Raw genomic sequence first — 14,165 nt, forward strand, 5'->3', positions numbered from 1 at the left:
CAAGCAATGCCCAACAACAAGAACAAGACGTAACGACTCCAGAACAACAAAAACAACAAGGTACGGAGGCGCAGCTAACTGATTCTTTTGGAGAGGAGTTGCCGCGAGGGGTTCGCCCCTGCAACCAGGCCGAGAACAATAAAACTGCCTCTAGGCAGCACCCGAACTGGTTGGTACTTGGCAACATCAGCGTCCAAACAAATCCGTTTGCTATTGGCTCCCCGCTGTGGGGAGCACCCGATAAGCCAAGGCGAGTCGGGAAGGGCCGCACAACAAAAACAACAGGCCCTCAATAACAATAAAAAAGAAGCACGCACCAATTTGGGGGGGAGCTTAGGCTCCCCCAGTAGCTTCCGGTTCCCGGATCCCCGCCTGCCGCTTTACACACCTTCTCCCGTCTCGATGCTAGAATCCGCAGCAATCACGCGGCCATCGTGTCGTATGCCGTCGAAAAGCGTCGCCGTTACCGGCAGCACGAGGCAGAAAAAGCCGAGAACGCGCCATTTACCTTCGGTAAGTCAGCGCTCCATGGCTGCAACCCGCCTCGTCCAGCCTTCGCCGCTCTCGCCTCGACTGCATGCTAGGCTGGCCGGTCACTACTCCACACAGTGCATCCCATGCTGAAGAAGCTGTTCACGTCCTTTCGCTCCCCCCTGCGCCGCGCACCGCGCCCTCGCAGCACGCCTGAAGTGCTGAGCGGTCGGCAACACCCGATCAACCGCAACGAGATCAGCCGTCACGCCATCAGCGTGGTCGAGCGTTTGCAAAGGGCTGGTTACCAGGCCTACCTCGTCGGCGGTTGCGTGCGCGACCTGCTGCTGGATATCGAACCCAAGGATTTCGACGTGGCCACCAGCGCCACGCCCGAACAGGTGCGCGCGGAGTTCCGTAACGCACGGGTCATCGGCCGTCGTTTCAAGCTGGTTCACGTGCATTTCGGCCGCGAAATCATCGAGGTCGCCACCTTCCGCGCCAATCACCCACAGGGCGAGGAAGAGGAAAACAGCAACCAGGCCGCCCGCAACGAAAGCGGGCGCATCCTGCGCGACAACGTCTACGGCACCCTTGAAGACGATGCCCAGCGCCGCGACTTCACCATCAATGCGCTGTACTACGACCCGAGCCAGGAACACATCCTCGACTACGCCCGCGGCATGCACGACGTGCGCAACCGCCTGGTGCGCCTGATCGGCGACCCTGAGCAACGCTACCTGGAAGACCCGGTGCGCATGCTGCGTGCGGTGCGCTTTGCCGCCAAGCTGGACTTCGATATCGAGAAGCACAGCGCCGCGCCGATTCGTCGCCTGGCACCGATGCTGCGCGATATCCCGTCGGCACGCCTGTTCGACGAAGTGCTCAAGCTGTTCCTCTCCGGTTACGCCGAATACACCTTCGACCTGCTGGTCGAGTTCGACCTCTTCGCCCAGCTGTTCCCGGCCAGTGGCGAGGCGCTCAAGCGCAACCCCGAGTACACCGAAAAGCTGATCCGCGAAGCGCTGATCAACACCGATGATCGTATTCACGACGGCAAGTCGGTGACCCCGGCGTTCCTCTTCGCCGCGATGCTCTGGCCAGCCCTCCCCGCTCGCGTACTGCAACTGCAGAGCAAGGGCATGCCGCCGATTCCGGCCATGCAGGAAGCCGCGCATGAGCTGATCACCGAGCAATGCCAACGCATCGCCGTGCCCAAGCGCTTCACCATCCCGATCCGCGAGATCTGGGACATGCAGGAACGCCTGCCGCGACGCAGCGGCAAGCGCGCCGACCTGTTGCTGGAAAACCCGCGCTTCCGCGCCGGCTACGACTTCCTCCTCCTGCGCGAGCGCGCAGGTGAGGACACCGAAGGCCTGGGCGAGTGGTGGACGGCGTATCAGGACAGTAACGACAGCGAACGCCGCCAGATGATTCGCGATCTGGCCGGCAAGCCCGAGACGGCGGGCAGTGCCCCGCGCAAGCGTCGTCGCAGTAATGGCCGGCGCAAGCGCGGCGGCGAGAGCGGCGGTAGCGAAGAGTGATGGAGCGGGTCTACATCGGCCTGGGCAGCAACCTCGAGACGCCCCGGCAGCAGCTGCACAGTGCGCTGCACGCGCTCGCCGGCCTGCCGCAGAGCCAACTGGTCGGCCAATCCTCGCTGTACGCCAGCGATCCGCTCGGCCCTGCCGACCAGCCACGTTACGTCAATGCCGTCGCGGCGCTGGATACCGAACTACAGCCCTGGGCACTGCTCGATGCCCTGCAGCGCATCGAGCAGGAGCAGGGCCGCGTGCGCAAAGCCGAACGCTGGGGGCCACGCACGCTGGATCTGGACATTCTGCTGTTCGGCGAGCGTCGCATCGACGACGAGCGCCTGACTGTGCCGCACTACCACATGCACGCCCGCCCCTTCGTGCTCTACCCTCTGGCCGAACTGGCTCCTGAACTGGTGTTACCCGACGGCCGCGCCCTGCGCGAGCTGCTCGCCGCCTGCCCGTTCACCGGATTGGAACGTCTGCCCGCATAGTCCAGCCGGGCTCTGTGGGAGGGGTTTCAACCGCGACCCGACACGCTCGCCGCTAAAGCGCCTCCCACGGGGCAGCCCCTTGCGTAGCCCGACATCCCGCAAATTGGCGGTAACGCCAGTAACAGAGCGGTAACACACGCAATTGACTTCATGCCCCCCCATCGGGACTATAGGCGTCCCGTCGCCTGGCGTCGGGTGCACCTTTATGCCAATCCAGGCCGGATTGCGCCGGATAGAAGCCGTATACCAGGCCTGAGCGAGGACCCTTGAAATGCCTGACGTTACCCTGACCACCCTGCAGAGCCTCAAGCAGAACGGCGAGAAGATCGCCATGCTGACCTGCTACGACGCCACCTTCGCCCAGGCTGCCAGCCAGGCAGGTGTCGATGTGCTGCTGGTCGGCGACTCCCTTGGCATGGTGCTGCAAGGCCATGACAGCACCCTGCCGGTCAGCGTTGCAGACATGGCGTATCACACCGCAGCCGTCAAACGTGGCAACCAGGGCGCCCTGATCATCACCGACCTGCCGTTCATGGCCTATGCCACCACCGAACAGGCCCTGATCAACAGCGCTGCGCTGATGCAGGCCGGCGCCCACATGGTCAAGCTCGAAGGCGCCGGCTGGCTGGCCGAACCGATTCGCCTGCTGGCCGAACGTGGTGTACCGGTGTGTGCCCATCTGGGTCTGACGCCGCAGGCGGTGAACATCCTCGGGGGTTACAAGGTACAGGGCCGCCAGGAAGCCCAGGCCCGGCAGATGCGTGCCGATGCCATGGCCCTCGAACAGGCCGGTGCAGCCATGCTGCTGCTCGAGTGCGTCCCCACCGAGCTGGCCGCCGAAATCAGCCAGGCAGTGAAGATTCCGGTCATCGGCATCGGCGCAGGCGCGGCTACCGACGGCCAGGTACTGGTGCTGCACGACATGCTCGGCCTGTCGCTGTCCGGCCGTACGCCGAAGTTCGTGCGCAACTTCATGGAGGGCCAGAGCAGCATCGCCGATGCCCTGAGCGCTTACGTCAAAGCGGTGAAGGACGGCAGCTTCCCCGCTGCCGAACACGGGTTCTCCGCATGAATACGGTCAAGACCCTGCGCGAACTGCGCGCCGCTATCGCTCAGGCACGCGCCGAGGGCAAGCAGATCGGTTTCGTGCCGACCATGGGCAACCTGCACGAAGGCCACGTCTCGCTGGTGGAAATCGCTTCCCAGCGTGCCGACTTCGTGGTCGCCAGCATCTTCGTCAACCCGCTGCAGTTCGGCGCCGGTGAGGATCTGGACAAATACCCGCGCACGCTTGCCGCCGACCAGGAAAAACTGCTCGGCGCCGGCTGCCACCTGCTGTTCCACCCGGATGTCAGCGAGATGTACCCGCACGGCATGGCCAGCCAGACCCGGGTGATCGTACAGGGCGTTTCCGAAGGTCTGTGCGGTGCCAGCCGTCCCGGTCACTTCGAAGGCGTGGCCACGGTGGTGACCAAGCTGTTCCATATGGTGCAGCCCGATCTGGCCGTATTTGGCGAGAAGGACTACCAGCAACTGGCGGTGATCCGCACCCTGGTGCGCGACCTGAACATGCCGATCCAGATCATCGGCGCACCGACCCAGCGTGCGGCGGATGGCCTGGCGCTTTCCTCGCGCAATGGCTACCTCAGCGAGGCGCAGCGCGCCACCGCTCCGGTGCTTTATCGTGGCCTGCAGGGCATCGCCCAGGAACTGCAGCGCGGCGCCCGTGATTACCAGCGTCTGATCGATACCGCACAGCAGCAGCAACGCGAGGCTGGCTTCGTGCCCGACTACCTGGAAATCCGCAACGCCATCACCTTGCGCCCAGCCGCCATCGATGACCATTACCTGGTGGTACTCACCGCCGCACACCTGGGTAACACGCGCCTGATCGATAATCTGGTGGTGGAACTGCCGGGCCAGTAGCAGCGTCCAAACACGGACAGTTACACTCTTGGGGCCCGGAACGATCCGGGCCTTTTTGCTTTTGCAGATCAGGAGCCCCGATGGCCTACTACCAGCAGCCTCACGACGTCACCACCCTGCCCGCCTGGCAGGCTCTGCGCCAACACCGCGAGGACATGGCCGGGTTCAGCATGCGTGAGGCCTTCGCCAGCGATCCCGAGCGGTTCCAGCGTTTCTCGCTGGACAGCTGCGGCCTGCTGCTGGATTACTCGAAGAACCTGATCAACGATCACAGCCTGGAGCTGCTGATCCAGCTTGCCGAGCAGGCACGCCTGGGTGAATCGATCAAGGCGCTGTACAACGGCGAGCAGGTCAACGCCTCCGAGCAACGCGCTGCCCTGCACACCGCCCTGCGCAGCCCGATTGGCCGGCGCCTGGTGGTCGACGGTGTGGACATCATTCCGCAGGTGCACCGCGTACTGCACCAGATGACCGAGCTGGTCAGCCGCGTGCACAGCGGCCTGTGGCGCGGTTACAGCGAGAAGCCGATCAAGGAAGTGGTGAACATCGGTATCGGTGGCTCCTTCCTAGGCCCGCAACTGGTTTCCGAAGCGCTGCGCCCCTTCACCCAGCGCGGCGTGCGTTGCCATTACCTGGCCAATATCGACGGCAGCGAGTTCCGCGAACTGACCGCCCGCCTCAACCCGGAAACCACCCTGTTCATCGTCTCCAGCAAGTCCTTCGGCACCCTGGAAACCCTGAAGAACACCCTGGCCGCGCGCGACTGGTACCTGGCCATGGGCGGCCCGGAAGAGGAGCTGCATCGTCACTTCATCGCGGTGACCAGCAACCGCAAGGCCGCCATCGAGTTCGGCATCCGCGAAGAGAACATCTTCCCCATGTGGGATTGGGTCGGCGGGCGCTATTCGCTGTGGTCGGCCATCGGCCTGCCGATTGCCCTGGCCATCGGCGTGTCCAACTTCAAGGAGCTGCTGGCCGGCGCCTACGCCATGGATGAGCACTTCACCCAGACGCCACTGAGCGAGAACATGCCGGTGCTGATGGCCCTGCTGGGCATCTGGTACAGCAACTTCTGGGGCGCTCAGAGCCAGGCGATCCTGCCTTACGACCATTACCTGCGTAACTTCACCAAGCATCTGCAGCAGCTCGACATGGAGTCCAACGGCAAGAGCGTGCGCCAGGACGGCAGCACACTGGACATCAGCACCGGGCCGATCATCTGGGGCGGCGTCGGCTGCAACGGCCAGCACGCCTACCACCAGTTGCTGCACCAGGGCCGCCTGCTGGTACCGGCGGACTTCATCGTCCCGGTCAACAGCTACAACCCGCTGTCCGATCATCACCAGTGGCTGTTCGCCAACTGCCTGTCGCAGGCGCAGGCGCTGATGCAGGGCAAGACGCGTGAGGAGGCCGAGGCCGAGCTGCGCGCCAAGGGCATGGCCGAAGATGAAGTGCAGCGCCTGGCGCCGCACAAGGTCATCCCCGGCAACCGCCCGAGCAACATCCTGGTGATGAACCGCATCGCGCCGTTCAACCTCGGCGCGCTGGTGGCGCTGTACGAGCACAAGGTCTTCGTGCAGAGCGCCATCTGGGGCATCAACGCCTTCGACCAGTGGGGCGTGGAGCTGGGCAAGGAAATGGGCAAGGAGGTCTACCAACGCCTGACAGGCAGCAGCGACGAGCCGGCCAACGACGCCTCCACCCAGGGCCTGATCGAGCACTTCCGCTCGCAGCATCGCGGCTGATGCCCTGCACACCGCCATATCTCGAGATGATGTGGCGGTGTGACCTTCGGACTTGAACAGCGCGCCCACCTAAGTGCACCCTTGTGATCGTTGCGGCCAAACAATTACAAGGATTCCGCCATGTTCGAAATCACCCGCCATCCCGTGCAAGATGCGGTGCGCCAGCGCGCGCACCTGGATAATGACGCTTATCTGCGTCTATACCAGCAGTCCGTCGAGCAGCCCGAGACCTTCTGGGGCGAGCAGGCCAAGGCCTTTCTGGACTGGTTCAAACCCTGGGATCAGGTGCATGTCAGCGACCTGAAGCAGGGCCACGCCGAATGGTTCAAGGGCGGCCAGCTCAACGTCGCCTACAACTGCATCGACCGCCACCTGGAACAACGCGGCGAACAGGTCGCCATCATCTGGGAAGGCGACAACCCCGCCGAATCGGCGCACATCACCTACAACAAGCTGCACCACAATGTCAGCCGCCTGGCCAACGTGCTGAAAAGCCGTGGCGTGAAGAAAGGCGACCGTGTGTGCATCTACATGCCGATGATTCCGGAAGCGGCCTACGCCATGCTCGCCTGCGCGCGCATCGGCGCCGTGCATTCGGTGGTGTTCGGCGGCTTCTCCCCGGACGCCCTGCGCGACCGCATCCTCGATGCCGACTGCCGCGCCGTGATCACCGCCGATGAAGGCGTGCGCGGCGGCAAGTACGTGCCACTGAAAGCCAACGTCGACAAAGCCTTGCAGAGCTGCCCAGACGTGTCCACCGTGGTGGTGGTCGAGCGCACCCAAGGCAATGTCGCCTGGGTCGAAGGCCGCGACCTCTGGTATCACCAGGCGCTCAAGGAAGTCGACGCCGATTGCCCGGCCGAACCGATGGACGCCGAAGACCCACTGTTCATCCTCTACACCTCAGGCTCGACCGGCAAACCCAAGGGCGTGCTGCACACCACCGGCGGCTACCTGCTCGGCGCGGCGATGACTCACAAGTACGTGTTCGACTACCACGAAGGCGACATCTACTGGTGCACCGCCGATGTCGGCTGGGTCACCGGGCACAGCTACATCGTCTACGGCCCGCTGGCCAATGCCGCCACCACCCTGATGTTCGAAGGCGTGCCCAACTACCCGGACGCCTCGCGCTTCTGGCAGGTGATCGACAAGCACCAGGTCAACACCTTCTACACCGCACCGACCGCCCTTCGCGCGCTGATGCGTGAAGGCGAAGGCCCGGTCAAGGCAACCTCGCGCTCGAGCCTGCGCCTGCTCGGTTCGGTGGGTGAGCCGATCAACCCGGAAGCCTGGGAGTGGTACTTCCATGTGGTCGGCGACATGCGCTGCCCGATCGTCGACACCTGGTGGCAGACCGAAACCGGCTCCATCCTGATCACCCCACTGCCCGGCGCCACCGATCTCAAACCCGGCTCGGCCACGCGCCCCTTCTTCGGCGTGCAGCCGGTACTGCTCGACGAACAGGGCAAGGAAATCGACGGCCCCGGCAGTGGCGTGCTGGCCATCAAGGCCAGCTGGCCGAGCCAGATCCGCAGCGTCTACGGCGATCACCAGCGCATGATCGACACCTACTTCAAACCCTACCCTGGCTACTACTTCACCGGTGACGGCGCGCGCCGCGACGAGGATGGCTACTACTGGATCACTGGCCGTGTGGACGACGTGATCAACGTCTCCGGCCACCGCATCGGCACCGCCGAGGTGGAAAGCGCGCTGGTGCTGCACGATGCCGTGGCCGAGGCGGCCGTGGTCGGCTATCCGCATGATGTGAAGGGCCAGGGCATCTACGCCTACGTCACCCTGATGAACGGCCAGGAGCCCTCCGAGGAGTTGAAGAAGGATCTGCTGAGCCTGGTCGGCAAGGAGATCGGCAGTTTCGCCAAACCGGAACTGATCCAGTGGGCGCCGGGCCTGCCCAAGACCCGCTCAGGCAAGATCATGCGCCGCATCCTGCGCAAGATCGCCTGCAACGAGCTGGAAAACATGGGCGACACCTCGACCCTGGCAGACCCGAGCGTGGTCGACAGCCTGATTGGGCAGCGCCTCAACCGGTAGGAAAGCTATCGGGGTGGGTATCTCAGGGTACCTACCCCGATTTAAAGGACATCATGCGCAACGACAGGGAGTAGTCTCGAAACATGCAGACCTACTGCGAAAACTGCGGTACTGAAAATACCTTCATTTCCAATATCAAATCCCTGCGCTGCACAACCTGCATGCAACCTCTGGACTGGCGTCTGAAAATCAGATGTCCGGATTGCGGAGTGACCAATCATCTCAATCGCATAGAAACTACTGATGCCCGCTGCTCTCGTTGCTATAGCCCCATCCGAGCCAACGAGAGGGGCTATATACCCAATCAAATTCCGCTCAAGGAACGTGTGCTAGCGATTCTCGTGGCTTGCGCCTGTATCATTGCGACACTCTATGCATTGTTCTGCCAGCATCTTGTATTGCCGTATGGAAGCAAGTATCGAGGACATCTATGGGCGTTCGACGGCTATGCGGTCATCCTGCCATCTGTCGCGCTCATTCTGGCCATGATTGGGCTGCTGAGTAGCGTCATCGACCATTATGACCAACGCGATAACGAGCATGTTTACAAGGTAATTCGCCGCGGTAGCCTGGGACTGGCTCTATTCATCTACCTTGCAAGTATCTTCTTCGGCCATCCGCTCTGATCTTGCGGGCACGTCACCCTTTGTTAGAGCAGTAGCAGCATGGAAATCCTACGTCGTCAGATCGAAAAACAGGTGCACAGCCTTACCGGCGCCTCGCTGGGTGTGCTCGACCTTGACCAGCCACGCGGAGATGCTGGCTTGTTCGGCCCCGAGTCGATGGTCTGGGAAGTCCACGCCGATTTCACCGCGATGATGGTCGGCGGCATCTCCGCTCTGCTGCTGCAGATGCTGCACCCGCTGGCACTGGCCGGCGTGTGGGATCACTCGACCTTTCGTCAGGACATGCTCGGCCGCCTGCGCCGCACCAGCCTGTTCATCGCCGGCACCACCTATGGCGGCCTGCACGATGCCGAGCAACTGATCGACAAGGTGCGCCGCATCCACCTGCAGGTGGTCGGCCACGCAGCGGATGGCCGTGCTTACGCCGCGAGCGATCCTGGGCTGCTGACCTGGGTGCATGTCTCCGAGGTCAGCCAGTTTCTCGCCGGCTACCTGCGCTACGTCGATCCGCAGTTGCCGCTGGCCGAACAGGATCGCTACTACCGCGAAGTGGCGTTGATCGCCGAACGCCTCGGCGCGCAGGACGTACCCAAATCGGCGCAGGCCATCGCCGATTACCTGCAGCGCATGCGTCCGCAACTGCTCTGCGATGAGCGCACGCGCGAAGTGGTGCGCCTGCTGTATGAAGCGCCGATGCCCAGCCTCCTCGCCAAGCCCTTCGGCGGCCTGATGATGCAGGCGGGCGTCGACCTGCTGCCGGACTGGGCCAGCGACCTGCTCGGCGAATACCAGGCGGCCTGGCGCCGTCCGCTGATTCGCGCCAGCGTGCAGCGCACCGCCAATCTGCTGCGCTGGGCCGTACGCAACAGCGCCGCGCAGCGCGCCCGGCGCCGCCTGCTGCCAGACACGTAGGGCGGGTGCAACCCGCCACGGCTCGTGCGTCACGCTCTCGAGCGGCAGCTTTTCTTGCTAGACTGCCGCCCTTTCCTACCCCGAGATGCCGCGCATGCCCGCTCTTGATCAGGCGCTGCGCGCCGCCCTCGACGCCCGTGAAAACCTGCTCAGCGACCTGCACACGCAAGGCACCGACTGCTATCGCCTATTCCATGGCACGCAGGAAGGCGCGCCAGGCCTGACCGTCGACCGCTACGGCCCGCAACTGCTGGTGCAGAGCTTCCACCAACCGCTGGAGCATGACGCCCTGCTGCAACTGGCCGATCAGATTCAGGAAAGGCTCGGCCAACCCCTGCTGCTGGTCTACAACGACCGCTCGAAAAGCCATTCGCGCATCGACCGTAACCCCGAGCTGCATCAGGCCGAGGCGGCCGCCCTGGAGGATCTGGTCGGCCAGGAGTGGGGACTGAACTACCGCGTGCGCGGCCGTCATGCCGGGCAGGATCCGCTGCTGTTTCTCGACCTGCGCAACGCGCGTGGCTGGGTCAAGGCCAACGCGGCCGGCAAGACGGTGCTCAACCTGTTCGCCTATACCTGCGGTGTTGGCCTGTGCGCGGCGGCGGGTGATGCCCGTGAAGTGGTCAACCTGGACTTCGCCGAAGGCAACCTGGCGGTCGGCCGCGAGAACGCCGCGCTCAATCCCGCGCTGCCGACCATGCAGTTCATCCAGAGCGACTACTTCCCGGCCATCCGCCAACTCGCCGACTTGCCGATCAGCAGCCGCCGCGAGCAAAAGCTGCCGAGCTACCCGCGCCTGCAACCGCGCCAGTTCGATCTGGTGTTCCTCGACCCGCCGGCCTGGGCCAAAAGCGCCTTCGGCACCGTCGACCTGCTGCGCGACTACCAGAGCCTGCTCAAGCCGGCCGTGCTGGCCACGGCCGAGGATGGCACCCTGGTGTGCTGCAACAACCTGGCGAAGGTGGACATCGACGACTGGCGCACGCAGGTGCTGCGCTGCGCCGAGAAACTCGGGCGGCCGGTGCGCGACTGCCAGGTGCTCGCTCCGGCTGCCGACTTCCCCTCGCTCGATGGCAAACCGCCGCTGAAAACGCTGATCCTGCGCTTCTGAGAACACCTGCCCGGTAACAGGTGTTGGATACCGCTGGAACCGAGCGCGCGTGCCATACTCCAACTCATCTCCTCGTCTGGACAGATGACGTATCGCCATGCCCAAAGGATTGAAGCGCGCGCTGAGCGCACTGCTGATCGCCGTATTCCTCTACAGCCTGATCGGCTTTCTGATTCTGCCAGGGATCGCCCTGCGCATCGCCAATCAGCAACTGGCCAACTACGCGACCGTGCCCGCGTCGCTGCAGCGCCTGCAGTTCAACCCGTTCAGCCTGGAACTGAACCTGTGGGGCCTGGACATCGGTGCACCGGAACAACAGCTAGCCTTCCAGCGCCTGTACGCCAACCTGCAGGGCGACAGTCTGTGGACGGGCGCCCTGCATCTGGCCGAGGTCTCGCTGCAAGGGGCGCGCACGGCAATCCTTTTCGACAAGGATGGCAACCTGAACCTGGCGCAGCTGTTTCGCCTGCCCGCGCCTGACGGCAGTGAGAAAACCACCGATAGTGCACCCTTCCCCCTGCGTATCGACCGCCTGAACCTGCAGGAGAATGCCCTGCGCTTTCAGGATCTGCGCCCGAGCGAGCCGGTGGAGTTCGCCTACGACGCACTCGATCTGCAACTGCACAACCTCAGTACCCTGGCCGGCGACAGCGCCGACATGACCCTCACCGCCAGCGGCCCCTATGGCGCCCGGATCGACTGGCAGGGCCAGATCGGGCTGACCCCGAGCATCACCTCCAGCGGCACCCTGAACGTCAGCGACGCGCGCCTCAGCACTTTCTGGCCCTACGTACGCGACGCCGTGCCACTGGTGCTCAAGGAAGGTCAGCTGAACCTGGTCGGTACCTACACGCTCGACCTTTCCACTGGCACCGAGCTGCAACTGAGCGACGTCAGCGCCCGTCTGGCCCCCTTCGCCCTCGACGATCCGCAGGGCAAGCCCCTGCTGCGCCTGCAGCAACTGGCCATCGACAAGACCCGTCTCGATCTGGCCAAGCAACAGGTCGTGATTGGCCAGGTGCGCAGCCAGGGCCTGGAGGCCTGGGCCGCACGCGAGGCCGACGGCCAGCTCGACTGGCAAAAACTCTTCGCCAAACCGGCCAGTACGCAGGAAAGCACTGCCACCGATGACCAGAAGGCGAGCAAGCCCTGGCAGGTGCAGGTGCAGGACGTGCAACTGCGCGAGTACCGCGCTCACCTGGCCGACCGCGTGCCGCAACAGGATGTCGCCGTGGAGCTGGGCCCGCTGAACCTCGACCTTGCCGACTTCGACAGCCTGGGCGACAAGCCCTTCACCCTCAAGCTGGACACCGGCCTCGGCAAGCAGGGCAAGCTGCAGGCCAGCGGCCAGGTGCAGCTCAAGCCGACCAGCGCACAGCTCAAGGTCAGCAGCGAGGACATCGACCTGCGCCTGGCCCAGGCCTATCTCAGCCCCTTCATCCGCCTGGAGCTGCGCAGCGGCTTGCTCGGCAGCGACCTCGACGTGCGCCTCGATGGCACCGAACCTCTGGCGCTGCGCGTCAGCGGCAATGCCCACGTCGACCAGTTGCACACCCTCGATACCCTGCGCGAGCGCGATTTCGTGCGCTGGAAGCAGGTGCGCGTGAATGGCCTGGACTACCAGCACGGCGAGCACCTCAACATCGATCGAATCGAGTTGGAGCAGCCCTATGCACGCTTCATGATCAACGAGGATCGCACCACCAATGTCAGCGAGCTGATCGTGCCGCAGCCACCAAGCGCCGAGAAGAGCAGTGGCAAGCCGCTGGCCGTGCGCATCGGCGGCGTGGCGATCAATCAGGGCTCGGCCAACTTCGCCGACTTCAGCCTGACGCCCAACTTCGCCACCGCCATCCAGCAGCTCAACGGCCAGATCGGTACGCTCGACAACCAAAGCCCGCAGGCGGCCAGTGTCAACATCACCGGCAAGGTCGATCGTTATGCGCCGGTCAGCATCAAGGGCAAGCTGACGCCGTTCGATCCGCTCAACAGCCTCGATATCGCCACCCGCTTCCAGAACGTCGAACTGACCACCATCACGCCCTATTCCGGCAAGTTCGCCGGCTACCGCATCCGCAAGGGGCGGCTGAATCTCGATCTGCACTACCGCATCGAGAAAGGCCAACTGAATGCCGAGAACAAGGTGCTGGTGGAGAACCTGCAACTGGGCGAGAAGGTCGACAGCCCGGACGCCGTCGACCTGCCGATTCGCCTGGCCGTGGCGCTGCTCAAGGATACTCAGGGGCGCATCTCCATCGAATTGCCGGTGCAGGGCGACCTGAACAACCCGCAGTTCAGCGTCATGCCCATCGTCTGGCAGACCTTGCGTAACCTGGTACTGCGCGCGGCGCAGGCGCCGTTCAAGTTCGTCGCCGGCCTGGTTGCAGGCGGCGGTGACATGGATCTCAGCACGGTGCCATTCGACGCCGGCTCCGATGCCCTCTCCGATGATGCGCGCAAGGCTCTGGACACGCTGGCTCAGGCGCTCAAGGAACGCCCGACCCTGCGCCTGGAGGTCGAGGGCCAGAGCGCCCAGGTCGCCGATGGCCCCTTGCTGGCCGAGCAGCGCCTGCAGCGGGAATTCCGCGAAACCTGGTACAAAGTGCTGCAGCGTCGCGGCGACAAGGTACCTGCCAGCCCGGACGAGCTGACGGTAGACGACAACGAACAGGCCGCCCTGCTCGAAGGCATCTACCGTGCGCGCCTCAAGCAGCAGCCTCCGGGCGAATGGGCGGCGCTGGATGAAGAACAGCGCCTGCAGAAGATGCGCCAGGCCGTATTGGACTCCTGGGCACAGAGCAAATTACTGCTGCGCCAACTGGCGCAACAGCGTGCCGCGGCGATCAAGGACTATTTGGTCGAACAGGGCGGCATGAGCGACGAACGCGTCTACCTGATCGACGTCAACCTGGCGGAACCCGAGAGCAACGGCCGGGTTCTGTCCGCCCTGCACCTGGACAGCCAATGATCATGCGTCAACCTGCGTTCGCGGCCACGCTCGCCTTGCTGGCCGCCCTGCTCTGCTCAGGCGCTTACGCCGACACCCTGCGCTGTGGCAGCCAACTGGTCAGCGTCGGCGATCGCGCCTTCGAGGTGGAACGCAAATGCGGCGCGCCTCTGCACCGCGACCCTATCGGCTACACGCTGGGCTCCTATGACCGACGCGAGTACGTCGTCGAAGAGTGGGTCTATGGACCAAGCAATGGCATGCTCAGCATCCTGCGCTTCGAAGGCAATCGCCTGGTCGCCATCGAGCGACGTCGCGAACGCTGAGTGGAGAACGCCCC

11 protein-coding genes are annotated in these 14,165 nt (G+C 64.0%); all 11 read left to right on the forward strand.

Annotated elements, in window-relative coordinates; translation table 11 throughout:
• Positions 1–617: 617 nt before the first annotated feature.
• On the forward strand, positions 618–2,015 hold the full coding sequence (locus tag VC352_RS18115; RefSeq protein WP_322980915.1) for a polynucleotide adenylyltransferase PcnB: 1,398 nt from the start codon (positions 618–620) through the stop codon (positions 2,013–2,015).
• On the forward strand, positions 2,015–2,500 hold the full coding sequence (gene folK / locus VC352_RS18120; RefSeq protein ID WP_322980916.1) for a 2-amino-4-hydroxy-6-hydroxymethyldihydropteridine diphosphokinase: 486 nt from the start codon (positions 2,015–2,017) through the stop codon (positions 2,498–2,500). The genes VC352_RS18115 and folK overlap by 1 nt, the downstream gene beginning before the upstream one ends.
• Positions 2,501–2,771: 271 nt before the next feature.
• On the forward strand, positions 2,772–3,572 hold the full coding sequence (gene panB, locus VC352_RS18125; RefSeq protein ID WP_322980917.1) for a 3-methyl-2-oxobutanoate hydroxymethyltransferase: 801 nt from the start codon (positions 2,772–2,774) through the stop codon (positions 3,570–3,572).
• On the forward strand, positions 3,569–4,426 hold the full coding sequence (panC, locus tag VC352_RS18130) for a pantoate--beta-alanine ligase (protein ID WP_322980918.1): 858 nt from the start codon (positions 3,569–3,571) through the stop codon (positions 4,424–4,426). Before panB ends, panC begins: the two co-directional genes overlap by 4 nt.
• Positions 4,427–4,506: 80 nt before the next feature.
• A complete protein-coding gene (gene pgi, locus VC352_RS18135) occupies positions 4,507–6,171 on the forward strand; it encodes a glucose-6-phosphate isomerase (RefSeq protein ID WP_322980919.1) in 1,665 nt (554 codons plus the stop codon).
• Positions 6,172–6,291: 120 nt separating this feature from the next.
• Positions 6,292–8,229 carry an acetate--CoA ligase gene (acs, locus tag VC352_RS18140; protein WP_322980920.1) on the forward strand — a complete coding sequence of 646 codons (1,938 nt, stop codon included), beginning with the start codon at positions 6,292–6,294 and terminating at the stop codon, positions 8,227–8,229.
• Between the two features lie 83 nt (positions 8,230–8,312).
• Entirely contained in the window at positions 8,313–8,855 is a 543-nt protein-coding gene (locus VC352_RS18145) for a hypothetical protein (protein ID WP_322980921.1), read from the forward strand.
• A 39-nt stretch (positions 8,856–8,894) separates the two neighbouring features.
• A complete protein-coding gene (locus VC352_RS18150; RefSeq protein WP_322980922.1) occupies positions 8,895–9,767 on the forward strand; it encodes an oxygenase MpaB family protein in 873 nt (290 codons plus the stop codon).
• Between the two features lie 94 nt (positions 9,768–9,861).
• Entirely contained in the window at positions 9,862–10,878 is a 1,017-nt protein-coding gene (locus VC352_RS18155) for a class I SAM-dependent rRNA methyltransferase (RefSeq protein ID WP_322980923.1), read from the forward strand.
• A gap of 97 nt (positions 10,879–10,975) precedes the next feature.
• Positions 10,976–13,846 (forward strand): DUF748 domain-containing protein, encoded by a 2,871-nt coding sequence (locus VC352_RS18160; RefSeq protein ID WP_322980924.1) that lies wholly within the window; start codon positions 10,976–10,978, stop codon positions 13,844–13,846.
• Entirely contained in the window at positions 13,843–14,151 is a 309-nt protein-coding gene (locus tag VC352_RS18165; RefSeq protein WP_322980925.1) for a DUF2845 domain-containing protein, read from the forward strand. Before VC352_RS18160 ends, VC352_RS18165 begins: the two co-directional genes overlap by 4 nt.
• Positions 14,152–14,165 lie beyond the last annotated feature (14 nt).

This window comes from Pseudomonas sp. C11, from assembly GCF_034683865.1.
GTDB lineage: Bacteria > Pseudomonadota > Gammaproteobacteria > Pseudomonadales > Pseudomonadaceae > Aquipseudomonas.

Excerpts from the sequence above, each read along its gene's own strand:
- VC352_RS18155 (WP_322980923.1), top strand. The coding sequence starts at position 9,862 with ATGCCCGCTCTTGATCAGGCGCTGCGCGCCGCCCTCGACGCCCGTGAA.
- VC352_RS18160 (WP_322980924.1), top strand. The coding sequence starts at position 10,976 with ATGCCCAAAGGATTGAAGCGCGCGCTGAGCGCACTGCTGATCGCCGTA.
- acs (WP_322980920.1), top strand. The coding sequence starts at position 6,292 with ATGTTCGAAATCACCCGCCATCCCGTGCAAGATGCGGTGCGCCAGCGC.
- VC352_RS18165 (WP_322980925.1), top strand. The coding sequence starts at position 13,843 with ATGATCATGCGTCAACCTGCGTTCGCGGCCACGCTCGCCTTGCTGGCC.
- pgi (WP_322980919.1), top strand. The coding sequence starts at position 4,507 with ATGGCCTACTACCAGCAGCCTCACGACGTCACCACCCTGCCCGCCTGG.
- VC352_RS18150 (WP_322980922.1), top strand. The coding sequence starts at position 8,895 with ATGGAAATCCTACGTCGTCAGATCGAAAAACAGGTGCACAGCCTTACC.
- VC352_RS18115 (WP_322980915.1), top strand. The coding sequence starts at position 618 with ATGCTGAAGAAGCTGTTCACGTCCTTTCGCTCCCCCCTGCGCCGCGCA.
- panC (WP_322980918.1), top strand. The coding sequence starts at position 3,569 with ATGAATACGGTCAAGACCCTGCGCGAACTGCGCGCCGCTATCGCTCAG.
- folK (WP_322980916.1), top strand. The coding sequence starts at position 2,015 with ATGGAGCGGGTCTACATCGGCCTGGGCAGCAACCTCGAGACGCCCCGG.
- VC352_RS18145 (WP_322980921.1), top strand. The coding sequence starts at position 8,313 with ATGCAGACCTACTGCGAAAACTGCGGTACTGAAAATACCTTCATTTCC.
- panB (WP_322980917.1), top strand. The coding sequence starts at position 2,772 with ATGCCTGACGTTACCCTGACCACCCTGCAGAGCCTCAAGCAGAACGGC.